This is a genomic window from Paenibacillus sp. 2TAB19 (genome assembly GCF_052115185.1).
Classification (GTDB): Bacteria; Bacillota; Bacilli; order Paenibacillales; family Paenibacillaceae; genus Pristimantibacillus.
This window is the reverse complement of sequence record NZ_JBFRGE010000045.1, coordinates 26,849-51,380: the sequence shown is the minus strand read 5'-3', so window position 1 is coordinate 51,380 and position 24,532 is coordinate 26,849. Positions and strand designations below refer to the sequence as shown.

The window sequence follows — 24,532 nt, the reverse complement described above, 5'->3', positions numbered from 1 at the left end:
TGATTTCACCTTGGCGCATATCGGTGAAATCATTAGCGTGCTCGGCCCTTCAGGATGCGGCAAGTCGACTCTGCTTCAGCTTGTCGCCGGGCTGGCCAGTCCCGATGAAGGCCACATTAAGTTGGACGGCCGCGTTATTGCGTCTAACAAAAGCATGCTCCCGCCTGAGAATCGCGGGGTAAATATGGTATTCCAGGATTATGCGCTTTGGCCGCATATGAACGTCACCGAAAACATCGTTTATGGCCTTCGGAGACAGCGTATGGATCGCCGCGACATCGATCAGCGGTTGACGGAATTACTGGAGATGCTCCATCTGGAGGGGCTGGAGCATCGGCTGCCCCCGCAGTTGTCCGGCGGTCAGCAGCAGCGTGTTGCGATCGCGAGGGCTTTAGCTACCAGACCGAACCTAATGCTGCTCGATGAACCGCTCTCCAATCTCGATATGAGGCTGCGCGTCGAGATGCGTACCGAGATGGCCTACTTGTTCCGCAAGCTCGGCATCAGCGTCTTCCATGTCACGCATGACCCGGATGAAGCGTTCGCTATGGCTGACCGGCTGCTCATCTTGCGAGCGGGCGGAATCGACCAATTCGGGACGCCGCAGCAATGCTACAGCAAGCCTGCCAGCCGGTGGGCTGCTTCGCTGCTCGGCGCCATTAACGGCCTGCGCGGGACGTTCGTCCATACGCCTCAGGGGGCTGCGATACGGATGGGCGATCGTTTGCTGCATGGCATAACACCTAACGCTGACGAACATTTTATCGAAGGAAGCGAAGCCATTCTGATGTTCCGGCCGGAAGAAGCGACGATCCTTCAAGACGTAAATGTCGAAATCAGCAACGCCTTGCAAGCGGTCGTGCTTCATTGCACTTTCGAGGGCATACGCTGGCGGTCGGTCGTTCAGACCCGGGAGGGGCAGAAGCAGAAGCTGTACGTCTTGCATGAGGAGCCGTTGTCTCCCGGTGACCGCATTGCGGTCAACCTAAGACCAAGCTCCGCTTTCATATACAACTTTGAGGAAGAAAGGTAGACGATCGATTTTGCCCAAAAGCAGACTGCTTGCCATATCCGATATTCACGGACATCAAGACGCTMTTAATCAGTTATTGCAACAAGCAGACTATGACTCTAGCAGTGATCGGCTCATTTTGCTGGGAGATTATATTAACGCAGACGATGAATCCTCCTACGGAACGCTTGATCAAGTCCGTCATCTAGTCTCTCATGGAGCAATCGCGTTGCTCGGCAATCAAGAACTGAGGCTTGCCAAACCACGTAACGGGGAGTTGCGATTCCCTAAGCAATGGTCTTGGCTAAGCTCGCTGCCCCTATATACCATTCAAGATCACTTTTTACTTRTGCACGCAGGAATCCGTCCCGGCATTCCGCTCGAACGGCAGAGCGTCCGCGATCTGACGGAAATTCGCGACGACTTCATCCGATCCAAGTCCGAACGGTTCGGCGAAGAGGGACGTTATACGATCGTGTTCGGACATACGCCAACCCATCGCCTGGGGACCCCGCCAGGGAAACTCTGGTATGGCGACAACCGAATCGGCATCGATACGGGCGCCAAGCATGGCCACCGGCTAACGCTCGTCAATCTGCATGAAGGCATCAGCTACGGCTGCTCTACGGCGCCAGCTTTATAAGCATTGTTGTTAGCAAATGAAAACGAGCCGGAAGCTCTCTTGTTTCCCATAGGAGCAGCTCCGGCTCACGCCTTGTCCTTACATGAATTTTCCGTAATTTTTGATTACAACCTCCGTGCTGCAGCTAACCTCTATCCTCGGGTACACCTCGTCCCAATTCAAGCTTTTCCATTCCGCATAGCTCATGCTGTTCCTGACATGCTTCCCGATGCCTAAGCTGTCGGCTTTATGCTGCTGCATGTTGGCAATCAACTTCTTCGCCTGCAGCGTTACATACTCCGCTACCAGCTTCTCCAGCTTATGGCGGTCTTGATCTTCGCCAATCTTAAGAGCGCCGACGTATTCCAGTACGGAGCCCTTGACGACCATTCGGATTTGAACGCGGGGTACGCCGTCTCCCCCATGAGTGACCTTGATTTTCCGGCTGCTGACCATCGAGCTGAACAACAACCGTTCATTTCCCAATCCGGCTTTTTTCAGATCGATGCTCATCTCGCCGCGTCTGAAGTTCTGGCGCAAAATCGCGAATATTAGCGCGTCGTCAGCGTCGATTCGGCTTACATAGCGATCTCCCTGGAACAGGGCAATGCCGTCCAAGGCAATGTTCTTGCCCTTCTGCTTCAATATGGGCGCAACCGAATCAACGCCGTCGTCATAGAAGTCTCTTGTAAAATCGTACAAGGTGACCGTCGGAATCATCATGACGGAAGCTTCCTTATCCAGCATGCGGTCCATATACTGACCCGGCCTCGGATGCTCCGGATATCGTTTAATGAGCAGCTCATAGACGCTTCCGTTAACGATCGTGATCTTCACGCGCTGAGATATGGCCGGATCGCGCAAGAGCGTATCGATATGCTCCCGAAGCCCTTTCTGGGCAAGCGTGACTCCGAACAGCGTATTGCGGGTTTGTCCGCTGACGAGCGAAAGCTCGGTTTGTCTCGAAAATTCGATTCTCGCTTCCTTGCTCGACGCCACGACGGCCGACATCGTCTCCCGTTTGATTTTTCCTTCCGGATCGGCTTTCGGAACGGCAATCGTCACTCGCAGCTTATCCTTCTCCCCTTCGTTCTCCGCCGGAACGAGATCATATCCCGTGGAATGGATGAAACCCATCTTCTCCAGTATTCTCTCGTCTCCGCAGCCCGTGAGCAGCAGAAGCGCCGTAAACGGCAGAAGCCACGCAAGCTTGCGCAGGAGGGTCATTGCCTTGCTCTCTTGTTCACGAGCAGAATGGCGATCAGCATGAGAGGAAGGCCGAACGCAACACCCGTCTCCGTATATCCCAAATATTGAAGCCACTCTCCTATCTCGGGAATTGTATCCGGTATCCAAGCAACGAAGAACACCGCAATAATGATTATGAAAGTGATCAGATTATCCTTTACTTTCGGCACCATCCGTTTCACCATTTCCTGCGATGCCCACACGTACATAGCTATCGTCGCGACCGTCGTGAACAAGAAGAACGCGAACAGCAGGTTGTCAACGCGTTCAATGAACGGCAGATTAACATACGACAGTAGGTCAAGCATCGGATAGACCATCAGCTTCAACTGATCAAAGCTGTAAAATCCGAAGCATATGAAGCAAATGAGCGTATAAGTAAATGCGGTCATTAAATTGCCGTATTGCACCGCCCTCATAAATTTTTTGCTTTTTTCAACGTAAGGAAACAATAGGATGCAAAGCTCGTATCCAATGAAAGAAGTGAATACGCTCATCCCCCCTTGTACAAAATGCGTCTCTCCGGTAAAGAAAAATGGGGTCAATCTTGCCCATTCGAAGTCTCTTACATAAAATAATAAAATCAAATACATCCATGATGTCACCCAATAGAAGGTCGTAAGCGCCTTGGAGATGTTATAGATGCCTTTGATGACGAGAAAATAAACGAGAATATCGACCAGCAGCTTGACCAGCATGACATGTGTTGTGCTTAACGACACCATTTCGAAGATAGATACGTAGTTTTTGGCGACTATGCAGCCCGTGGTTGCCCATAAGCAAGCCAAAAACGCATACAGCGGATACAACAGAAATTTGGGCAAAGACATTTCTAATATTTGAAAAATRGACTTCCCTTTGCCGAAGCGATATACGAGCGAGATGATGAAGATGTTCAGAGCGGCGACACCGGTGAAACCAAGCAAGGCAGCCCACCCGTTGTACCCGAAATTTTCCGCAAGCATACGAGGCAAGCTTAGGACGACAACACCCGTCTGAGTCATATAGGTAAGGATCATGACGTGAAAAGGATAAAGCTTCTCCTTGGCCAACTCCCGTTCTCCCCCTACTGCTTCATTTTGTTTCTGCGCATATTCGGCGATCTAGATATGGTAGGCCTCTCCTTCAGCCATGCGAAAGGCGCTCTCATGAATACATCCTGCCAATCCTTGATTTTCATAGGCGCAACAGGGGACAAATAGGAGGCCTTCAAGCTCGTTAACCCCGACAAGTGGATAACGATCATGATAAGTCCCATCATGAGTCCAAGATTTCCGAGCAGCCCCGCCAAAATAATCAGTCCGAATCGGATAAGACGAATCGATGCGCTCATCACATAACTCGGAATAACGAAGGAGGCAATGGCCGAAGAAGCTACGGCGATGATCAATATATTGCTTGTAAGTCCCGCTTGAACGGCCGCTTGGCCAATAACGATACCGCCGACGATGCCGATCGTTTGACCGATCTTGGTGGGCAGTCTTGCTCCCGCTTCCCTTAGCAGCTCGATAGTCGATTCAAGCAACAGCGCTTCGTATATTGGAGGAAAAGGCACCCTTGAACGCGATTCCGTTAACGTTAGCAGCAAATCCTCCGGAATCATCTCATAATGAAACGTCGTTACGGATACATACATCGCCGTGAACGTCACCGTTATAATAAAAGCCACAAACCTTAACAGCCTGGTCGCCGTCCCTAACATCCATCGCTGATAGTAATCGTCTGGCGAAGAGAAAAACTCGAAGAAAGAAGCAGGCGCCGAAATAACGGAAGGGCTGCCATCGACGATTACAATGATCCGGCCGGATATAAGCTTCGATACTGCCGCATCGACCCTCTCGGTCGTTGGAATAAGCGGGAATATCGAGTTGGGAAAATCTTCGATATATTGAACGAGCATATTGCCGTCCAATACCGCATCGATCTCGATCTTCGAAATCCGCGAATGCAGCTCGTTAACATACTCCATATTAGCCAAATCCTTAATATAGAGAACATATACGCTCGTTTTTGTAACCTCGCCAACCTCTAGCCTCATCGTTTTCAGATGCGAGCTTTTGACCCTTCTCCTAACCAAAGCTAAGTTGGTCTCCGCGACTTCGTTGAACGAATCATGCGGACCGGTAATGATCGCTTCCGTCTCCGATTGTTCAATCGAACGGGAGTCAGGCTTAGAGACGTCGACCACATAACTGCTGTTCTCAAAGAAGATGGCTACCGCTCCATCTAATATAGCCTTAATGAAAGGTTTGTTTTCATTGATCTCAACATATTGGGAGTGGTTGAGAAGCCGTCTAGCCTCATCGCTGCTCGCATTCGAGAAGGGCACGGTAACATCTCTCGTGAAGTGATCRCTCCCGACCAAATGCTCGAAGAATAACATCTCCATCCCAATTTCGGGAAATGTATAATGCACGAAGTCCACACAATCATTAAACTCTTCCAACGTATGCTGAAGCGTAGGCTTCATGTTGTCCTTATCGTTCTCGGATTTCGATAAAACCATAAGTCGTCAACTCCCGCCCGTATAGCTATTAACTACCTTAATTTGAGCTTCAGGCAGGATATTTATACCAAAGCAAAAAAAACGCACGGAGCAGGATTGCTGCTCCGTACGGTTTTGCAAATGGTATATTAAGCCGTTGCTCCTCGCAGCATGCTCTTCATGTAGTTGCCGCAAGCAAATAGGAAGTAAATCGTTTGCATCGCAATGTAGATGCCGATAACAACGAAAGAATAGATCCAATTGGACGATTCCATTAAGTTGTCGAGCGACTTCATCGCGAATAAAGTATGGACGATGCCGACGACGCATGGGACAAAGAAAACGATGCCGATCTGCGTCACTACGATTTTGCGTATTTCTGCTCTTGTCATTCCGATTCGGGACAACGACTTGAACTGCGCCTGATCCTCCTGCATCTCCGTGAACAGCTTGAAGTAGATCATGCTGCCCGATGCGATAAAGAAGAGCAGCGCAATGAACATGCCGATGAATAAGGTAAGGGAGATCTCTTCCGTAGATGACGCATAACGGATCGAACGATCGAAGTCCGTCTGCGGAAGCAGTTCCTCCGGCACAAGCTGCTGCAGCTTCGCGGCTGTTTCGCCCGCCTTCTTCCAATTGCTAAGTTCGAACGCATAAGTGACAAGAAGCTTGTCATCCGGTACGCCGGACAGCAATTGGGCGAACGACAAATCATCCATGACTACTGTGACATAATTTAGGTTGGTCGTGTTCATGACCGTATTATTGATCGCTTCAGCCATTTCGAAGTTATGCTGAACATCGTTCACCTTGCCGGTCACCGTTCCGCTGCCGAATGGATTGACGTTGTAGATTGGAACGGATAATTTCACCGTCCCTTCTTTTAACGTTTGAATCGGCTCCCCGACGCTTTCGGCCAACTTATTGTAATCGCTAAGGCTAATGATTTGAGCGCCGCCCCAGCTCGAATCATAAGTTCGTTCAACCTCACCGGACTTCACGACCGGATCGATCAGCTTCACCCCTGTGAACTTCGCTTCGCGGGTTACCTTGAATCCATCCTCATGGAGGATATCCTCCATCTTCTTCGGTTCGATAACTTCATGACTGTTCAAGCCTTCTTCGATATAAACGATCGAGTACGGCGACCGCTCCACCATTTGTTTCGTCGTACCGATTTGCAAAATATAAACGGCGCCCAACGCCGTCATAATAACCGCGCTTAACAACGACACCGTGAACAAGATGCGGGCATTATCTTTTATTTTATAGCCTAGCTGCGCAAAGACGATCACATTCGTTCGTTTGTAATAAACACCGTGGCGCTTCTGAATGAATCGTAGAAACAGGACGCTAAGCTGCGTGAACAGAAAATACGTGCCGACGACAACCGAGACAAGAACGATAAGCGGACTCGTCAGTCCCGCGGAGGTCTCCGGGTTCATCGAGAGTGCGACGCCATAAGCCGTAACTAGACAAGCGATTGTCAGTGCGACCAGCCATTTGGAATAGGCAAGCTGTCCCTTCGGCTTACGCGCCGCGTTAAGCAAATCGATAATTTCATTTCGTCCGATCCGAAGCGCCGTCCACAATGAAATGACCATAAATAAGAGGAAGAAGCCTCCTCCCGTCATCCATACGGCCTTCAGCGGCACCGCGAATGGGATCGTCTCGTCCATGTCGAGAAGGACGCCGAGCGCCATAAAGAACAGCTTGCTGAACAGCATGCCTAGTCCGATGCCTACGGCAATTGCCAGTACCGCGATCGCTGCATTTTCGTAGATAACGAGGCGTCTAAGCTGCGCCTTCGTCATGCCGAACAAGGAGAATAATCCGAATTCCTGTTTCCTCGTCTTCAGGAAAGCAGAATTGGAGTAAAGAACGAACAGGAACGAAAAGATAACGATCAAGTATTCACAGAACACCATGCCTCGGCGCACCTTCGCAGCCGCCATAATATTTCCGTTAACGACGTCCGGATGAGCTAGAAACGCTGCATAGATGTAGAAGATCAGAACGGAAAATACGCTGCTAAGGAAAAACGCGCTGTAGGATCGCCAGTTGCCTCTAATATTGCTAAGCGCGAGCGAACGGAACGTCATCGAAGTTACCTCCCAGCACGCTAAGCGCATCTAATATTTGTTGGAAGAACGCTTGGCGATTCGCTCCCCGTCTAATCTCGGAGAAGAACTTGCCGTCCTTGATGAACACGATGCGCTGGCAGTAGCTTGCCGAGAACGGATCATGCGTCACCATCAGAATAGTAGCTTTGTAACGCTCGTTCATATCCTTCAGCGAATCCATGACATCCTTCGCCGCTTTGGAGTCGAGGTTGCCCGTCAGCTCGTCGGCTAATACGAGTGAAGGTTGATGGATGATGGCACGCGCAATCGCGGCACGCTGCTTCTGGCCGCCAGACACCTCGTAGGTCCGCTTCTCCAATATCGATGCAATCTGTAGAAACTCCGCAATCGGAGCCAGCTTTTGTTCGATAATCTTAGGAGTCATTCCTTCAAGTACGAGCGGTAAAATAATATTTTCCTTAATCGATAATGTATCGAGCAGGTTGAAGTCTTGGAAGACGAAGCCAAGCTCGCGGCGGCGGAACAGCGCCAGCTTCTTCTCGTTAAGCCTGCTCGGATTGACTCCATTAATCTCGATCTGCCCGGAAGTTGGACGATCGATCGTAGCCAGCAGATTCAGCAGCGTTGTCTTGCCGCTGCCCGAAGGGCCCATGACGCCGACGAATTCTCCGGCTTCAACCTGCAGCTCAATATCCTCCAGCGCTTTGTATGCCACATTTCCTTTGCTGCTGTATATTTTGCCTAGCCCTTGTGCTTTTAGTACGCTCATGCTTTGTTCCTCCCAGAAACATTATTTTCATTTGTATAACCCAAGTATAGCTGCTGGGAGTGCCCTGACCCATCGATTTACCTTTCATCTAATCGATCTTACCTTACAAAAATGTCATGTTTATCGGCCATTAACGATCACTTATGATCCTGGGCGATCTTATGTATACCTTGCGAAACGAAGCTGACCATGAACGTTGTCCCTTTGCCTGCCTCAGACGATACCGACAGCGTATGCCCTAATCGGGAGCACACCTGCTTCGTCAAGTATAAACCCATGCCCGTCGATTCACCCGTCGTCCTGCCGTTCTCCCCTGTAAAGAAAGGCTCGTAAATACGGGAAATGTCATGCGCCGGAATGCCGATACCTTCGTCTTGGATCGATAGCATCGTCGCATTGACTCCCTTCGGTTCAATCCGAAGAAGCAGCGATTTCGATCCCGGCTTATTTTTGCTGTACTTGATAGCATTGCTTATGAACTGATTCAATACAAAGGTCATCCATTTGGGATCTGTCTCTACCCAGGCCTCGCCATCCAGACGCGGGAAGATGGAATAACGAATGCATAGCCGTTTATGGGCATTCAGCACGGAACGAGCAAGCTCATGAAGCGCCGTCCGCTCGATCCGCAGATCGAATTCGAATTTATCGATGCGCGCGGAATAAAGCATCATCTCCAGCCCGCTCGTAATACGTTCCGTTTCCTCCTGCACACTTGCAGCGAATTGCCGCTGATCCTCCGGTGTGTGCTGAGATTGTATTAGCGCTTCTTGTGACAGCAGGTCAATGACCGATACCGGCGTCTTCATATGATGCACCCATTGCAGCGCAAAATGATTATGCAGCTCCTGCTGGCGGCGATACTTGCCCAGCTCGTCCAAGTAAGCCCGGTGCTGCTCCTCCAATAATTTGGCGGCCAGCCTCTGCTCCTTCGTAACGGCCTCCTGGACAATAGCGGTAGTAAATAGACCATCCGAGCGTTCAATCGCGATTAATAATTGCTTGTAATAGGGGCGCATTCGCAAATAATCGAATACGAGCCATAACGTTAAGAAAAATAAAGCCAGTACGACAAAATAAATAACGGTGTTCAATTCGATCATCTTCAGCTTCGAATAACGTTCCCGTTCCAGCAGCAGCATAAAAACGGATAAAAAAATAATGAATAAATTCACGAGAATATAGAAGAGCCTGTCCTTCAAAAAAACAACCAGCGTCACCCGGTTCATGACGTTACTCCTTCTGTTTCTTCCGGCAACACAAGCTTATAGCCTTGACCGCGGATCGTTTCGATCGCTCTAGGCAGTGACAGCTCCTCCAGCTTCTTGCGAAGACGGGTGACGTTGACCGTTAACGTATTATCATCGACGAATTGAACATCGTCCCATAATGTCTCGAGCAGTTGCTCGCGGGAAGCGATTAGACCGAAATGCCTCATTAAGCACTCGGCAAGCAGCTGCTCGTTCTTGGTTAACTCCACTCGATTCCCGTTCCATTCCAGCTCATTCCTGCTCAGGTGTAATCGCAGACCGTGCACTTCAAGCTCCGCACCGCCGCCTGATGCAGCCGTACCTGCTGTAGAACTGCTCATTCCCGCTGCCGCATATTCACCGTATGCGCGCCGCAGCACGCCTCTCACCTTCGCCATGAGCAAGTCGAGATGAATCGGCTTCGTTATGTAATCGTCCCCGCCGTTCTCAATCGCCATCACCTGATCCATCTCGCCCGCGCGGGCGGAGATGAATACGATTGGCATGCTGGATCTTGCCCTTATTTGGCGACACCAATAGAAGCCATCGAAGTAAGGCAAGTTAATGTCCAGCAATACCAGATGGGGATCGAAAGCGACAAGCTCCGGCAGCAAATCGCGGAATTGCGAAGCGCTGGCGGCTTCAAAGCCGTATTTCTCCATGTTGTTTTTCAAAATCGCGGCTATCTTCGCATCGTCCTCAACGATGAATATTCGGTACATAAATAATCCTCCTGCATCATAATAACTATTACACTTACGATAGCAGGATACATAAAGCCAAGCAAACTATTCCATCCAGCTCGTCTGCGGCTTGAAGACCGCCTCAATTCCTCTGACCGGCGCCGGAAACGGCAATCGATATTCAAAGTTATAGGCGAGCACCGTCACAAGCGACAGCATAAGCACGAACACAACGACCGCCTTCTTCTTCCTTCTTACATAAAGTCTTGGCGCTTCGAACAGCAGCAGGACAACAACCGCGATACATACGAACAACAGCATTAGGGATTCCTCCTAATCTAACGAATTCTGTAGGATGGGTTGCCACCGCATCCGTTCATCCATCAGCATCCATCTATTGGAATATCGTTAGATTGTCCACATTCCCTTGATCTATGCTATTACGCCAAAAAAGCCCTGCACTTACCGCACTTAGCGCGCAGTTTGCAAAGCTTCTCCATGTTGAGTCTGTAGTTAGGCTATTCTATACGGCGTAAACAATGGCTCCAGCGCTTGATGTTTCTTCATCGGCTTCCTGTTGCGTGTTGCCGCTATGCTCCGCTTTATCGGTCTCTAACATGTATACCGTCTCGCTGACGAACATAACGATAATCGCACCGATAACAAGCAGCATCTTAACCGACGTCGATCGGCTGCCGACCCTTTTCACCGTGTAATCAGGGTCGAAGCTCCACTTGCTGTTATCTTTGCCCGCAGTACGGGCCGTTATGCCGCAAGCGCAAGTGACTGGGGATTGGAATTGATAGCCTTCGGCTACGGAAGTGTATTGGCTCTTCTGAACCGTATGTTTCTTACCGCATGACGTACAGCCTACTTCGATAAAATGCCCATAATCCTTAATAAATTTCATTTGCGGTATCCCCCACGATGTCTGAATGTCTACGATTATTACATTAACTTGTCCAATTTATGTTTGTTCAAAACAAAAATCCTCCGGCGCGTGCATCGGTAACGATACACAGCTCCGGAAGATTATTACAGAGCGTCTATTAACATTCTCCTGCAGCTGCTGGCTTGCCTGCGTCGGCTGCCGTCCGGAATGAGCTTCCGCAACCGCAAGTTGCGCTCGCGTTCGGATTCTCAATCGTGAAGCCTCCGCCCATTGCAGACTCCTTGAAGTCAATAACGAGTCCGTGCAAATACTTGACGCTGTCGCCGTCAACAACAACTTTGAGCCCTTTAAGCTCTAGTTCGTTGTCGCCGTCATGGTGTTCATCATCGAAGCCCATGCCGTACGAGAAACCGCTGCAGCCGCCTTCTTTGACTCCGATACGTAGGAACATATCCGGTGTTCCTTCCGCATCGAGCATTTCTTTTATTTTGTCAGATGCCGTGTCACTAATCGTGATCATGCTACATCCCTCCATTTGCTTGTCTGTGCTTGCTTGGCACTTCACTTACTTATCCATAGTATACTCCTATTCATTCCGTTGCTCAAGAGCAACCCGCACAGCTAACATCATTTTGGGATTGCCCGTACTACGTATGAGGTTTATAATAGTTACAGCTTCTTCACCGGAAAATCATGTACCTTTTTTCACAAACCACCTCAAAGATATGGAGGCTATGCAATGAATATCGTAATTCCGTCAGAAAATACGCAAATGCAAAGCATCATCGAAAAAGTGCGTCATGGCCAAAGACTATCGCTGGAGGATGGCGTTTTCTTATATCAATCGGATGATTTGCTCACCATTGGCCAATTAGCGAACGAAGTTGCAATGCGCAAAAACGGCAAGAAAGTGTATTTTATCGAAAACATGAGCCTTTATTTCACGAATGTGTGCGAAGCGCACTGCGCCTTCTGCAACTTCCGCAAGGACGAGGGCCAAGAAGGGTCTTATACGTTGTCCGGTCAGCAAATGATCGAATACGTGGAGCAGCATTTCCATCCCGGTGTCCGCGAATTCCATATTGTTGGGGGACATAATCCGCATGTGCCGTTCCAATATTATGTAGACTCGCTTGCCGCGCTTAAGCAGCGTTTCCCTGAAGTAACGCTCAAAGCCTACACCGCTGCGGAGATCGACTTTTTCTCGCGTATAAGCGGTCTTACCTACAAAGAAGTGCTGCAAGAGCTCATGAAGGTAGGTCTTGAATCGCTTACGGGCGGCGGCGCAGAAATTTTGTCCGATCAATATCGCAAAAAAATGCGCGTAGACAAAGCCGACGTTTCTCAGTACCTGGATGTGCACCGGACTGCTCATCAGCTTGGCTTACGTACGCATACAACGATGCTTTACGGTTCGATCGAGACGAAGGAAGAAAGAATTCGCCATATGATGCACRTACGCGAGCTTCAAGATGAGACGAACGGCTTCCTCGTATTCATACCGCTGTCCATGCAGCCGATTAACCCGCGTGCCGGCATTCGCCGCCGCAACTCGGCTTTCGAGGATTTGAAGACGATCGCGATCAGCCGACTCATGCTGGACAATATTCAGCATATCAAAGCGTATTTCATCAATATCGGCGTGCAGCTTACGCAGGTTGCGCTGACGATGGGCGCATCCGATGCGCATGGCACGATCGTGAAGGAAAAGATCAGTCATGCGGCAGGCGCTCTTACGCCTGAGGGCATTACGCGCGAGGATCTTATCTGGCTCATTAAAGGTGCCGGCCGGATTCCTGTTGAGCGGGACACGTTCTATAACGAAATCAAGGTGTACGAGTAAGGAAATAGACATAAAAGGGCATACTGTATAATCATCATCTAGAAGTGTGGAGATGGAATCATATGAGAAAAATAGTTATTTTGGGTGGAGGCTATGGCGGACTCGCCATAGCTAATGAATTATTAGAGAAACAAGTACCTCATGACGTATCGATCGTATTGGTCGACCGCATGCCATTCCAAGGACTCAAAACCGAATATTATGCATTGGCGGCAGGAACGGTATCCGATCTGGAGCTGCGGGTTAAGTTCCCTGTAGACCCGCGTATATCGTATGCTTACGGAGAAGTGAGTGATGTCGATATGGAGCAGCGTCTTGTGTATATAGACGGACATGATCCCATCGCTTACGAATGGCTTGTGATCGGACTTGGCTGCACCGACAAGTATCATGGAATCGAAGGCGCAGAACAATATTCAACGAGTATTCAGACATTCTCGGCAGCTAGAAGAACATATGCTCAGCTGAATGACGTTAAACCTTATGGACAAGTGACTATTGTAGGCGGCGGACTTAGCGGCGTTGAAGTAGCCGCGGAGCTGCGCGAGAGCCGTCCTGATCTCAACATCCGTATTTTGGACCGCGGACCGAAAGTATTGTCTGCTTTTCCTAGCAAACTTCAATCTTTCGTAGCCGAATGGTTTACGGAGCATCAGGTGGAGATGAGAGGAAATATCGCAATTACGAAGCTTGAATCTGGGGCGTTGTATGATTCCAATACATCGAGCCTTATTTATACCGATGTAACCGTATGGACGGCAGGCATTCAGCCCGTTCCGCTCGTACAGCGAATGAATCTTCCTAAGGACAAGACGGGTCGTCTTCTTATTAACGAGCACCATCAGCTTCCGGACTATAATGACGTATTCGTCGTCGGCGACTGCGCATCGTTGCCACTCTCGCCTAGCGGCCAAGCAGCCGGCGCGCAAGGCAAGCAGATCGCCGAAGTGCTTCAAGCGATCTGGCATGACAAGTCGCTGCCGCATCTCGGCAAGCTCAAGCTGAAAGGCGTGCTTGGCTCGCTCGGCAAGAAAAGCGGCTTCGGCCTCATGGGAGGTACAGCGATTATGGGCCGGGTACCGCGGCTCGTTAAGAGCGGTGTGCTCTGGCGCTCTAAGCGTCATCTAGGTTAATTGCAGCGCCGCTTACAGGTCGTCTAACAGCTTGTCGAGCGCCTCGCGATCGGCTTGCTGTTGCTCCAGCGACTTCAGGATATTGTCATAGAGCTCGTCTACCGTTTCAGCAGATACGATTGTTCCGTCAACCAGTGCGAATGGGTTATTGTAGCATTCACCGCAATTGCCTAAGCAACCGTACTCGATGACCTCGAATGTATCGTCTTCCTGAAATTTTGCCATAATACGATCAGTTCCATGATGCATGTTGCTGGCACAAAATTCAATCATTGGTTTAAACATAATAATCACCTAACTTTACTCAGTTGCTAACCATTTTCAATTGGTTCACTTTGTACTATAATAGGGGAGAAAGGAGATGATTGCAATGAGTGAACAAGTACAAGACACAATGTACGATGAGGTTCTTGACGTATTAGATAAGCTTCGTCCGTTTTTGCAACGGGACGGCGGCGACGTAGAATTGGTCGATGTCGAAGACGGTATCATTAAGCTTCGCCTTATGGGCGCTTGCGGCAGCTGCCCGAGCTCCACGATCACGTTGAAGGCGGGTATCGAACGCGCACTGCTTGAAGAAGTTGAAGGTGTCGTTGAGGTTGTTCAAGTATTCTAGGAATACTTGATCACGTGATACACCCTTGAATGTCGAAGAGTCTTATCCCGCAAGCATGGCCGAGTGTACGCTCGCCGCTTGGTGATAAGACTCTTTTTTTTATTAATTACGGCCCTGCGCCGCGCTGTGTCGTGCTCCGTTCGTTATATTATAACGAATAGAGCGCACCACCGGGTACATGGCTCATTAGTTGCATTTCATCGAACTAATTCGACCGATTCGCCGCCAACACACCAAACTCGCCCGTTTAGATGCTCCAAATCGAACTAAATAGGTCTTCCGCTTCGTACAAGACAAATTAGTTGCCCAGAATGACACTATAGCGTATTAACCAGCTTTTTGGAGCGTACCGCATCATGCCGAGCATTGCTCACTACTGGGTACATGGCTCATTACGCCCTCAGAACATTCCCTTTATATTGGCGCGGATAGGATCGAAGCCTCCCGTTACGTCAATAACATTACCGGTGAGGAAATTCGATTTTGGCTCGCATAGGAACAAAATGACGCGCGCGACATCCTCGCCTGTGCCAGGCCTGCCCATCGGCGATTCCGAATCATGTTCATGTTCAACCTCTTCGATCGACCGTTCCTTGTTCGCGCCGCGAATGTCGCCAGGGCCGATTAGATTGACCGTTATGCCGAATGGCGCTTCCTYGACGGCAAGCGACTTCGTGAATGAAACTAGCCCTGTCTTCGCTGCCGCGTACACCGCTCGGTGCGGCCATGCTCTTGCTTCTCCCGCATGACCGAAGCCGAAATGAATAATTCGTCCCCATCTGCGGCTGCGCATGCCTGGCAGCAAACGATGGTCAAGCAGCATTACGCCAAGCAGGTTGCCATGGAGCAGCCGTATAATCGTAGCTTCGTCGTAATCGCTGAATAAGCGCCGTTCACGCACGAACGGACCGGCGTTGTTGACTAGAATGTCAACGCCGCCGGCCCATCGCTCCGCCTCGCTAGCCAGCTTCTCGACGCCCTCAGCCGACGATATATCGGCTTGCACCGTAATCGCCCTTACGCCAAGCTGCTCGATCTGGCTCTTCACTTGCTCGGCCTCTAGCTCGCTCTCATAATAATTAAGCACGACATTGCAGCCCTGCTCGGCAAGCTGGATCGCCGTTCTCTTGCCTAGGCCCTTCGCGCTGCCTGTCACTAATGCCGTTCTGCCCTTCAGCTCCACGAGTAATCCCCTCTCCCGCTTATGCTTGCTAATTTCTCATCAGCTTACAGCCGTATTGGAACGACAGGCGCATCGATTCCATTGCCAGCGTAACGCCGTCGGACAAGTCGATCGCTTGCTGTTCGATATTCTCCAGCTTCGCTTCTTCCCCGTACATCCGGTGACTTTGGATCAGATCGTCGTGCATCTCCGAATTCATGTAATGAATCTCCGTATTTCTGCGCTTGCGCAGCCGATTCGTCGCTTCCTTGTATTTCTCCTTCACGTCGTTAAGCTTCCACGTCAGTTCAGGATGGGCTTTGCGCTCGCGCATATTGCGAAGCACTGTGAAATACGAGAAATGGGCCTTCAACTTCTCCGTGCGCATATCGAGCAATTCATTCAACAGAGTACCGAGCTTATCCAACAGGGAGAACACCCGTATAAACCCGTTTTTGTCGTAATAGACATACCGGGAATAGTTCATGCGTTCCTCCGGTGACATCTGCTGCACGGAAACGATACGAATTTTTTGCTTATAATGGCTCGCTGCATAAGAACTCTGCTCCAGCTCGTCGAGCGCAGAGCGGAGTCCAAGCGTCCATATCTCATATTTGCGCAGCCTATGGTCGGCATCTTGGCCGGCAGCAATACGCTTCGACACAAGTGATCCGAATTCCTCCATGAGCCGAAGCGTTTCCTCCAGACAGCCCGTCGCTTCCCTTGGAGGCTCGTCAAACAGAAATCGAAGCATATCGGCAGCCTCCTTATTAGCTATTTAGCATTTGTAATGGTTAGCTCGGACGCTCGTCCCTGAATCGCCATGAACGGAAGACGAGATCGAGCAGAAGTCCGAACAAGCCGGTAATAATCAAGTTATGCAATAAGCTTGTGAAAATAAACCAATCCTCATTGCTCACCGTAGCCGTAAGCAAAGCTCCGCTGAATATTTGCGTAATGACAAGAATGAGCGACCATCCGGCAGCTTTCGTAAGACCGGCTTCCGGCTTGCTTACTTTGCGGATGAATACGTACAATCCTGCAATCACGAATCCGAGGACAAGCGCTGCCACCCGGTGGATGAATACGGCGCCCGTAGCGCCTTCGATCTCCGGTACAATCTCGCCGTTGCACAACGGCCAGCCTAGACAGCCGCCTGCCGCTTCGGTATGACGGATGAAAGCGCCTAGATAGACGACAACATAGCAGTATACCGCCGTAGCAAGCGCGATGGGAAAGATGGATGCCGGTACTTTCACAATGCCGGTCTGCCCCCGCTTCGCCCGATACGTCCATACGACAAGCAGCAGCGTTGCAGCGAATGCGATGAGCGATATGCCGAAGTGAATCGCCATGACCGGCGGCGATTGCGGCCACTTCACGGCTGCCGCCCCCATTAACGCTTGAACGATCGTGAAGAGAAGCGCCCCGCCTGCATACAATAGCGGCTCTTTGTAAGCCCCGCTTTGCTTGTCCTTGCGATGCATGCGCAGTACCGCCACATACGTTGCAAGCACCAAGATGCCTTCGAAGCCTGTAACAAGACGATGCGAATATTCGATTAATGATTCCAGCGTGTATGAAGGTACGAATTTGCCATTGCACAATGGCCAGTCATCACCGCAGCCGCGGCCTGAGTCTGTATTCGTGACGAGCGCGCCGGCGAGCAGTACGAGAAGCATTCCGATGCACGTAGCGATAGCTAATGTGCGAAAACGGCCGGTTACCATAATAAAATCACCTTTTTTCAGGAATTAATCACCTTTCAATTATATCGATAACAAATGTCAAAAGCCATGTTGAAAATGTGACACTTACGCATATTCGCCTTACAAAAAAGGAAAGTCCGCGTCGCGGGGCGAACAGCTCCCTTAACGCGGACTTTCTATTATTTGCTTTCTAGCGCGCCGCTAACCGCGATCGCACGATCGACGAACTCTTCGATTTCCTCGCGCGTCTTGCGCAGCTTGCTTACGAACCGCACCAGTTCCTGGCCTTGCCTGAAGGCGATAAAGCTCGGAATTCCCAAAATATGAAGCTCGGAGCATAAATCGGGCAAATCGTCGCGATCCAGCTCAATGAACGTAACTTGCCCCTCATACTTACTCTCCACATCAGGCATAAAAGGATTAATAAAATGGCAATCCCCGCACCAAGTCGTCTTGAATACGGCAATCGTAAGTCCATCGCTCGCTACGGCGGCGCGAAACGCCTCTTCCGTCGTTAACTTCTCCATACTGCCACCTCCGCTTCTTGTGTCCTAATCCAATTAACATTTGTCCCTGTCCGGCAGGTTATACTTCGCGGGCAATCGTCAACGATTTCTCCCCGTAAAAATCTTGCCACGCAAGCTTCGCATTCAGCGCATTGCTTAAGCTTCGAGCCGGAACATAGGCCGTTCCGTCAACACTTGTTACCGGGAATGACCAAGTTGCGCCGACACCGTTAACAAGCACCTTATCGCTTCCGGTCTTTAGCTCAATCGTCGTTTCTGTTGCCTCGTCGTACAGCGTAATCGCTTTTGTCTTCGGATCGTATTGAATTTCGCTGCCTAATGCTTCAGCCGTAGGACGCAGCGGTACAAGCGTAATTCCGCCTTTTACAACGATAGGAGGATTATAATAGCTGTCGACGTAGAAGCTTACGGATTGACGGTTCAAGTGCAATTTGTTTCTCAGTATATCATATACTGCCGAATCCTCCTTGAACAACTTCAAGAGCTGATAGTCACTCAGTTCCAACAGTTGATTCTCGTCAATATACGTTGCCGGAACGACTGCCGGTTCCGCCAACACATCGCCATTAACATTCCAAAGCTCGCTAACCGAAGTTAAAGTGAAACCTTTGACAGGAATGAAAGACAACTCCTCATCTTCTTCAACTGGCAGCGTGTACGATAGCTCGAGACCCTGTTTGCGAATATCCAGCTTGCTGTCAACATAGACGTCGGCTTTCACATTCAAGTTGTCGCCCAGCAAGGTATCGATCAATTCTGGGTCTTCACTTTCCATCGCTTTCAACTCATCCTGCAAATCTTTAAGCATAATAACTGCTTCATCTATTGCTTGTTGAATAAGCTCATCCGTTGTTGGTGCATCAAGCTGTCCGCTCTCCTCGAACGGATTAACGGTGCCGAGCGCTTCCCACACATCCGGATTGCTCGAGAGTACCTCTACGATTCCTTTGATCATTTTTTCCAGACCTGCTTGATCGGCAACAAGCGCATCTACATATTTTTTCACCCATGCCCAAATGGCTTTGCCATCCATCTCGGCATGTACTTGCATGAGTGCGACGGATTCACCGTTAATGGTCTCCGTAACAGGCTTCACATCAATTTTCTCCGGATTAGGCAGGTTGTCGATCGCGTATCCCCCAACCGTATCGATAATCGCATGGCCTAGCGCCGCCAACGATTCTTCTCCGTCTGCACTCGCATTCGCTGCAGTGTCTACGCCAGCAAACTCTGCCGCAAGACTTTCACCCGTCATATCGAGCACGAAAGGCTGCTTGGCGCCTTCAATCTCCACAATCGCATTGGACTCGTTCATTTTCATCGCGAAACCAATCGAAGTTGAATCTCCCAGCGTTAGCTTCCCGTCAAAAGATGCACGCATGCTGTCTTCCATTTTGACATGATCGAGTTGAAGCTCCACTTTAGATAAAAGTTTATAAATAGCAATCTCTTCGTCCAATAAATCATTGAGCGCTTCATCATCAAGTTGCATCTTGAAAGTTAGCGTCTGCTTGCTCTCGCTCGATGTTACTTTAAGCGTATTCTTCAATACCGTGTTCAGGTCGACGCCGCCAATCGCCTGACAACCTGATACGAACACTAATACAAGCGTGAGCAATAGGAGCATCAGCTTGCTTGGCCGTCCCATTTTCTTAATCAATGTAAATACTCTCCTTCATCACTCGTCTATTAAACTTAATCATTATACTAGAGTGTCTATTATATGTAAATGTATGGAAACTAGAACATTTGCATTCTCTATGAGAAAAATCCCTCGCAGTCAGTAGGACCGTGAGGGATTTTGTTTGTTTAAGAAGTCCCATTTTTATAGCGCCTTGCGATAGAACGGCTTCAGTACCTTCGTAAGCAGCTTGCGAAGCGGTCCAGGGAAGGAACGGATATCCTCAGGCGTAATGACGCGAAGCGCAGCCAGCAGGGCGAGATACAGCGCGCCGACGACAGCGGCCGTCACGATGCCGGCTACCATATAGCTCAGCTTGTCCGCCCAGCCGTCCGTCCAAGCGAGGATGCCGTTCTCTGCTCCCCATCCAGCAAGCGCAGATACGGCAACCGCGATGATGTATTTAACCCACCGGCGTCCGAGCACGTTAAGCTTAACAATTCGGTTAATGGTACGAACGTTCATTAGCGTGATGATGATGAAGCAGATTGAAGAAGCGATAATGAGTCCGTATACGCCGAGGAATGGGGCAAGCGCAATGCTGAATACCACTTTAAGCGCCAATCCGAAGAACGTATGATACATCGGTGTCTTCGGTCTGCCAAGTCCGTACAGGATCGAGTTTGTCGTCATCATCGTAATTTGGAATATCGTACCTACCGTAAGCAAAGCTACCGTACTGCTTCCGCTTGGGCTCTGAAACAGAAATCCCGTCACGGAGAATGACGCCACCGTAAGAAGCATAGCAATCGGTACCCCGGTGAAGCAGACAATCCGCATAACAAGCGAAGATTGGCGCTGTACTTCATTCATATTGCCAACCGAGAAGGCGGAGGATATAACCGGAATAATCGATGCTCCAAGCGCAATCGCCAGAATTGGAGGGATGCCGGCAAGCGACATCGCCTTAATCGTATAATCGGCGAATACATGCGTAGCCGTCTCCAGATCATAGAATCTCTCCGTCAGACGGATGAACAGCGTGGAATCGAACGTGTATAGAAACTGTACGGTCATCGCCGTTACGACTGCCGGTATAGACATACTGAATATTTCCTTGTAAATCGAGCGGAAACGCAGCTCCGAACCGCTTCCTTGCTGCGACCGAAGATTCGCGCCGCCCTTCCGAGCTTGTTCGGCCAAGTCCTGACGTCTAAGCTTCCGGCCAAAATAGACCATGACTACGAATGCGCCGATGCTGCCGAACACGCTGCCGAAGGTTACGGCCGCCGCTCCCCAAGCATCTCCCCAGCCCCAAGCTAAGACGATCAGGGCGATTCCGATCCCGCCTATGACGCGAAGAATTTGTTCAATAATCTGCGAAATGCCGCCTGCGGCCATGAACTGTCTGCCTTGGAAATATCCGCGCATCATCGCTATGATCGGGAACAGCAGCAAAGCAGGTGCGATCGCTCTTACCGCCAAGTCTGCTATCGGCTTCTTAACGATGTCGGTATACACGGGTGCAAGGATGAACATCGCCGTCGCCAGCAATAAGCCCGTCACGGCCCCGAACAGAAGCGCAGCCTTATATATTCGTCTTGCTTCCTCCGGACGACCCAGCGCATAACGCTGCGAGACCATCTTGCTTATCGCGCTCGGGATGCCGCCCGTTGCGACAACTAGCAGCAGCAAATACACTTGATTGGCAACGGCGAAAGCCAATTGCCCGTCTTTGCCCAGCATGTAATCGAGCGGCACACGTTGAAACAGTCCGAGAAACCGGGCTGTGAGCGCAGCCGCCGCCAGTATGAGCGTACCTTTAATTAACGAGTCTTTTTTCAATACTTGAGAGGCTATGTCTTTCACTCCTGTCTTACACGTTAGCTTTATTGCTTAATGAAAAATTAAAGGACGAGCCACAATACGAACAATATGATCATGATCGCTTGAAGAATGACTTTCACAACTACGCTGGTAAACAATCCGACCATGGAGCCCCAGCCGGCTTTGAGCGCTTTTTTGAACTCCGTGCCAATAATAAGCTCACCGATAACGGCGCCTGCAAACGGACCGATAATAAGACCGAAGGCCGGAATAACGAAAGGTCCGATAATGATACCGATTGTACTGCCGATTACCGATGCCCGATTTCCGCCGAACCGCTTGACGCCCCAAGCACTGACCGCATAATCGGCTATGAAGAGGACGACCAATATGATCGTTTGGATAATCCAGAAGAAGACATCAAAGTCACCGAACGAGAAGAAGAAGCCATACACGAAAAATGCGGCGTAAATCGCGAGCACGCCCGGCAAGATTGGATATACCGTTCCTGCCATCCCGATAACGAATAATAAAACGACAAGAATCCAACCTAATATTTCCATACTCGATCATCCCTTCAGAACGTAACGTCTAATCACTTCCGCGACCCCATGCTCATCGTTCGTAAACGTAACGGCATCGGCGGCATCCTTGACCGCTTGCTGGGCATTGCCCATCGCTACGCCTAATCCCGCTTCGCGGATAGCCGCAATATCGTTCAGACTGTCGCCTACCGCGACAACCGAAGACATATCAATGTGAAGCAGCTCACATAACTCGCGGAGCGCGCTTGCCTTGGACACGCCTTGCGGATTCATCTCCAGATTCCAAGGTGAGGAGTTCGTAATCTCAAGCGCTCCCCAGCTCTGAACCTCAGCCAAAATTTCGTTTCTTGCTTGATCATCCTCCGTGTAATAACCGAATTTGAGCCAATGATAGGAATCGTAATCGGTTGCCGGATTAATCCACTTTTCCTTGTTGTAGACCGTGTCCGTCGTATAAGCCCAGAACCATGGCTCGCCATGCTTTAGTGCTAGCTCGTGCATGCGTTTCACGTACACGGAGCTCAGATGAGTCCGCTTATACAGCACATGCGGCTTATGCCATATCTCGCTCCCGTTAACGGTAATCATCGGTGTATCGAGCCCCAGCTGCTCCGCATAAGGCAATGCGCTTTGGAAGCCTCGACCTGTCGAGAAGCTGACAATTACGCCCGCATCAAGCGCCTTCTGTATCCACTCCGCGTTCTCCGCACTGATCTCGCTTTGTTCGTTCAACAGCGTTCCGTCCATATCCAGTGCGACCAATTTGTAATTCGACATACGTAAATCCTCCCGGCAGCCTAGAAAAAAACCGCATCTATATTTTTTGTACTCTAGTTGACTCAATTATTTTAGCACATTTGGCGCATATTCCAAATGAAAGTATTCACTGGCCTCGCTTTTGTATATACACAAAAGAGCTTGTACAAGCAGTCTTAACCGCTTGTACAAGCTCTCCTTATGTTGCTACTCTTCCACGCTGACGTCCGTCGCTTGCGAGGCTTCGGCGTCAGGGGTCGCATCTGCTGCGCTGCCCGCTGCCGCCGAATCAGCAGGCTTAGCGGCCTTCGCTGCCTTCTCCTCCTCGACTAATCGATCAAGCAACTGCTGCCCCTCAAGCTGTACTTTGGCAAGCGCGTCCTCGATCGATACGCCTCCGTCCTTCACCTGCCCGAGCTGCTGCTCCATGACGCCGTTTATTTGCATCCAGAACTGCTGCGGAAGCTTGCTGTAATCGGACATTGAATTGCTTCTAACCGGCTTCAGCTTGTAAAATGCATCCAGGCTATGTCCCGCTTCGTCCTTGATGTAGGTCGACCGAATCGGCAGTCCATTGTTATAGCCTGACTTCGACTTAACTCTGGCATACTCTTCGCTCGTTATATACGATATAAATTGCCATGCGGCATCCTTGTTAGGCGACTCGGACATGATCGCGAATAGATTGTATGTGCCCATATTGCTGCTCTGATCCGGGGCTTGAATGCTAACGGGCGTCGTCACGACATCCCAGTTCTGCACCATCTTATCCTTAACCGTATTGTACTCGCTCGCTTGCTTAATCTGCTCTAAATAATACGCATCGCCGATCATCATCGCAGTACGGCCGGCAATGAAAGGGTCTCGCAGCAAATAATCTTCATACGTCGTTCCGTTCTCCATCTGCTGCTCCATGCTTTCGTAATAAAGCGCATTCGATGCGAGAGCCGATTGGGCGAGGCTTAGCGCTTGCTTCCAGCCCTCTGAATCCATCGTCATCTGCTGCTTTGACGCATTCACGATTCTTAATCCTTCGGTATTGCCGATCATATTGCCGAGCTCGGACAAAGTGCCGGAATAGCCCGCTTTCATCCCGTAAATGCGCTCCTTCGGCTCGCCCTCGGTAGGGAACTGCTTCGCCAAATGGAGCACTTCTTCCCAGCCCATCTGATCCGTTGGCGGAGCTATCTGATACTTATCGAATAAATCCTTATTATAGTAAAGCACCTGGCTGTAGAACGAAGGAGTCAATGCGTATAGCTGGCCTCCGCCCATTTCCTTCAAGTAATCGATCAGCCCGGGGATGATCGTCTCCGTATCGTACTTTTCCTGCTTCATTACCGTTTCCAGCTCGTATAGCTTTCCTTGCTCGACCAGCTTCTTCAGTTGATCTTCCTGCACCAATACAACATCCGGCTTTTCCTCGTCGATGAACTTTTGCATAGCCTCATTGTAGTCAAAGTTCGGATCGCCATTGCCATTGTTCATATTCTGGGTCGATACGATCTGCAGATCGATATTCGGGTACAAAGCAGCGAAAAGCATTCCGAAATCCTGATAGAAGGCTTGTTCGTTATAGTACATAACCTTCAACGACTGCGGCTTGTCCGATTCGTTATTTCCAGCGCCGAAGCTGCAGCCTGCCCCTGTCAGCAACGCACCGATCAGCCCCGCCGTCGCCGTATACTTCCATATCGATTTCACCATGTCTACTCTATCCCCCATCTCTTTCCAATGAAATATAT

The 24,532-nt window shown here is 50.0% G+C and carries 25 protein-coding genes; 5 read left to right on the top strand and 20 right to left on the bottom strand.

Features of this window, described 5'->3' with window-relative positions:
• Positions 1-1,033: ABC transporter ATP-binding protein (locus AB4Z33_RS19705; protein WP_442051538.1), on the top strand; the 1,033-nt coding region annotated here is incomplete at its 5' end.
• Positions 1,017-1,655: a metallophosphoesterase gene (locus AB4Z33_RS19700; RefSeq protein ID WP_442051537.1), complete on the top strand. Its 639-nt coding sequence runs from the start codon at positions 1,017-1,019 to the stop codon at positions 1,653-1,655. The genes AB4Z33_RS19705 and AB4Z33_RS19700, both read left to right, overlap by 17 nt.
• Before the next feature lie 78 nt (positions 1,656-1,733).
• Here the strand turns inward: AB4Z33_RS19700 and AB4Z33_RS19695 are convergent, their stop codons facing one another.
• From AB4Z33_RS19695 to AB4Z33_RS19650, 10 genes are all read right to left on the bottom strand, one after another.
• Positions 1,734-2,861: a Ger(x)C family spore germination protein gene (locus AB4Z33_RS19695; protein WP_442051536.1), complete on the bottom strand. Its 1,128-nt coding sequence runs from the start codon at positions 2,859-2,861 to the stop codon at positions 1,734-1,736.
• Positions 2,858-3,934 (bottom strand): GerAB/ArcD/ProY family transporter, encoded by a 1,077-nt coding sequence (locus tag AB4Z33_RS19690; protein WP_442051535.1) that lies wholly within the window; start codon positions 3,932-3,934, stop codon positions 2,858-2,860. The genes AB4Z33_RS19695 and AB4Z33_RS19690 overlap by 4 nt, the downstream gene beginning before the upstream one ends.
• A 14-nt stretch (positions 3,935-3,948) precedes the next feature.
• Positions 3,949-5,388: a spore germination protein gene (locus AB4Z33_RS19685; protein WP_442051534.1), complete on the bottom strand. Its 1,440-nt coding sequence runs from the start codon at positions 5,386-5,388 to the stop codon at positions 3,949-3,951.
• A gap of 128 nt (positions 5,389-5,516) precedes the next feature.
• Positions 5,517-7,472, bottom strand: coding sequence for an FtsX-like permease family protein (locus AB4Z33_RS19680; protein ID WP_442051533.1), 1,956 nt, complete (start codon positions 7,470-7,472; stop codon positions 5,517-5,519).
• The gene (locus tag AB4Z33_RS19675; protein ID WP_442051532.1) at positions 7,447-8,223 is read right to left on the bottom strand and encodes an ABC transporter ATP-binding protein; all 777 of its coding nucleotides are present in this window, start codon (positions 8,221-8,223) and stop codon (positions 7,447-7,449) included. The genes AB4Z33_RS19680 and AB4Z33_RS19675 overlap by 26 nt, the downstream gene beginning before the upstream one ends.
• Before the next feature lie 137 nt (positions 8,224-8,360).
• Entirely contained in the window at positions 8,361-9,452 is a 1,092-nt protein-coding gene (locus AB4Z33_RS19670) for a sensor histidine kinase (RefSeq protein WP_442051531.1), read from the bottom strand.
• Complete coding sequence (locus AB4Z33_RS19665) at positions 9,449-10,195, bottom strand: response regulator transcription factor (RefSeq protein ID WP_442051530.1); 747 nt, start codon at positions 10,193-10,195, stop codon at positions 9,449-9,451. The genes AB4Z33_RS19670 and AB4Z33_RS19665 overlap by 4 nt, the downstream gene beginning before the upstream one ends.
• 66 nt (positions 10,196-10,261) lie before the next feature.
• On the bottom strand, positions 10,262-10,477 hold the full coding sequence (locus AB4Z33_RS19660) for a hypothetical protein (RefSeq protein WP_442051529.1): 216 nt from the start codon (positions 10,475-10,477) through the stop codon (positions 10,262-10,264).
• A 202-nt stretch (positions 10,478-10,679) separates the two neighbouring features.
• Positions 10,680-11,066, bottom strand: coding sequence for a hypothetical protein (locus AB4Z33_RS19655; protein ID WP_442051528.1), 387 nt, complete (start codon positions 11,064-11,066; stop codon positions 10,680-10,682).
• A 139-nt stretch (positions 11,067-11,205) separates the two neighbouring features.
• Positions 11,206-11,568 carry a HesB/IscA family protein gene (locus AB4Z33_RS19650; protein WP_442051527.1) on the bottom strand — a complete coding sequence of 121 codons (363 nt, stop codon included), beginning with the start codon at positions 11,566-11,568 and terminating at the stop codon, positions 11,206-11,208.
• Between the two features lie 219 nt (positions 11,569-11,787).
• On the opposite strand from AB4Z33_RS19650, the gene mqnE reads away from it, so the two are divergent.
• Positions 11,788-12,891 carry an aminofutalosine synthase MqnE gene (gene mqnE / locus AB4Z33_RS19645; RefSeq protein WP_442051526.1) on the top strand — a complete coding sequence of 368 codons (1,104 nt, stop codon included), beginning with the start codon at positions 11,788-11,790 and terminating at the stop codon, positions 12,889-12,891.
• A 62-nt stretch (positions 12,892-12,953) separates the two neighbouring features.
• Entirely contained in the window at positions 12,954-14,024 is a 1,071-nt protein-coding gene (locus tag AB4Z33_RS19640; protein ID WP_442051525.1) for an NAD(P)/FAD-dependent oxidoreductase, read from the top strand.
• Positions 14,025-14,036: 12 nt separating this feature from the next.
• On the opposite strand, the gene AB4Z33_RS19635 is transcribed toward AB4Z33_RS19640, so the two are convergent.
• Positions 14,037-14,297 (bottom strand): YuzB family protein, encoded by a 261-nt coding sequence (locus AB4Z33_RS19635; RefSeq protein WP_442051541.1) that lies wholly within the window; start codon positions 14,295-14,297, stop codon positions 14,037-14,039.
• 97 nt (positions 14,298-14,394) lie between these two features.
• Between AB4Z33_RS19635 and AB4Z33_RS19630 the strand changes: the two genes are divergently transcribed.
• Complete coding sequence (locus tag AB4Z33_RS19630; RefSeq protein ID WP_442051524.1) at positions 14,395-14,640, top strand: NifU family protein; 246 nt, start codon at positions 14,395-14,397, stop codon at positions 14,638-14,640.
• Between the two features lie 400 nt (positions 14,641-15,040).
• On the opposite strand, the gene AB4Z33_RS19625 is transcribed toward AB4Z33_RS19630, so the two are convergent.
• From AB4Z33_RS19625 to AB4Z33_RS19585, 9 genes are all read right to left on the bottom strand, one after another.
• The gene (locus tag AB4Z33_RS19625; protein ID WP_442051540.1) at positions 15,041-15,817 is read right to left on the bottom strand and encodes an SDR family oxidoreductase; all 777 of its coding nucleotides are present in this window, start codon (positions 15,815-15,817) and stop codon (positions 15,041-15,043) included.
• 34 nt (positions 15,818-15,851) lie between these two features.
• Positions 15,852-16,556, bottom strand: coding sequence for a Cthe_2314 family HEPN domain-containing protein (locus tag AB4Z33_RS19620; RefSeq protein ID WP_442051523.1), 705 nt, complete (start codon positions 16,554-16,556; stop codon positions 15,852-15,854).
• 40 nt (positions 16,557-16,596) lie between these two features.
• On the bottom strand, positions 16,597-17,532 hold the full coding sequence (locus tag AB4Z33_RS19615; protein WP_442051522.1) for a COX15/CtaA family protein: 936 nt from the start codon (positions 17,530-17,532) through the stop codon (positions 16,597-16,599).
• 158 nt (positions 17,533-17,690) lie between these two features.
• Positions 17,691-18,038 (bottom strand): thioredoxin family protein, encoded by a 348-nt coding sequence (locus AB4Z33_RS19610; protein WP_442051521.1) that lies wholly within the window; start codon positions 18,036-18,038, stop codon positions 17,691-17,693.
• 58 nt (positions 18,039-18,096) lie between these two features.
• Complete coding sequence (locus tag AB4Z33_RS19605) at positions 18,097-19,698, bottom strand: copper amine oxidase N-terminal domain-containing protein (protein WP_442051520.1); 1,602 nt, start codon at positions 19,696-19,698, stop codon at positions 18,097-18,099.
• 165 nt (positions 19,699-19,863) lie between these two features.
• Positions 19,864-21,504: a putative polysaccharide biosynthesis protein gene (locus tag AB4Z33_RS19600; RefSeq protein WP_442051519.1), complete on the bottom strand. Its 1,641-nt coding sequence runs from the start codon at positions 21,502-21,504 to the stop codon at positions 19,864-19,866.
• 62 nt (positions 21,505-21,566) lie between these two features.
• Complete coding sequence (locus tag AB4Z33_RS19595) at positions 21,567-22,049, bottom strand: DUF456 domain-containing protein (protein ID WP_442051518.1); 483 nt, start codon at positions 22,047-22,049, stop codon at positions 21,567-21,569.
• Between the two features lie 6 nt (positions 22,050-22,055).
• Positions 22,056-22,808, bottom strand: a complete 753-nt coding sequence (locus AB4Z33_RS19590; RefSeq protein ID WP_442051517.1) for a Cof-type HAD-IIB family hydrolase — start codon at positions 22,806-22,808, stop codon at positions 22,056-22,058.
• A gap of 186 nt (positions 22,809-22,994) precedes the next feature.
• Complete coding sequence (locus AB4Z33_RS19585; protein WP_442051516.1) at positions 22,995-24,494, bottom strand: ABC transporter substrate-binding protein; 1,500 nt, start codon at positions 24,492-24,494, stop codon at positions 22,995-22,997.
• Positions 24,495-24,532: the final 38 nt, after the last annotated feature.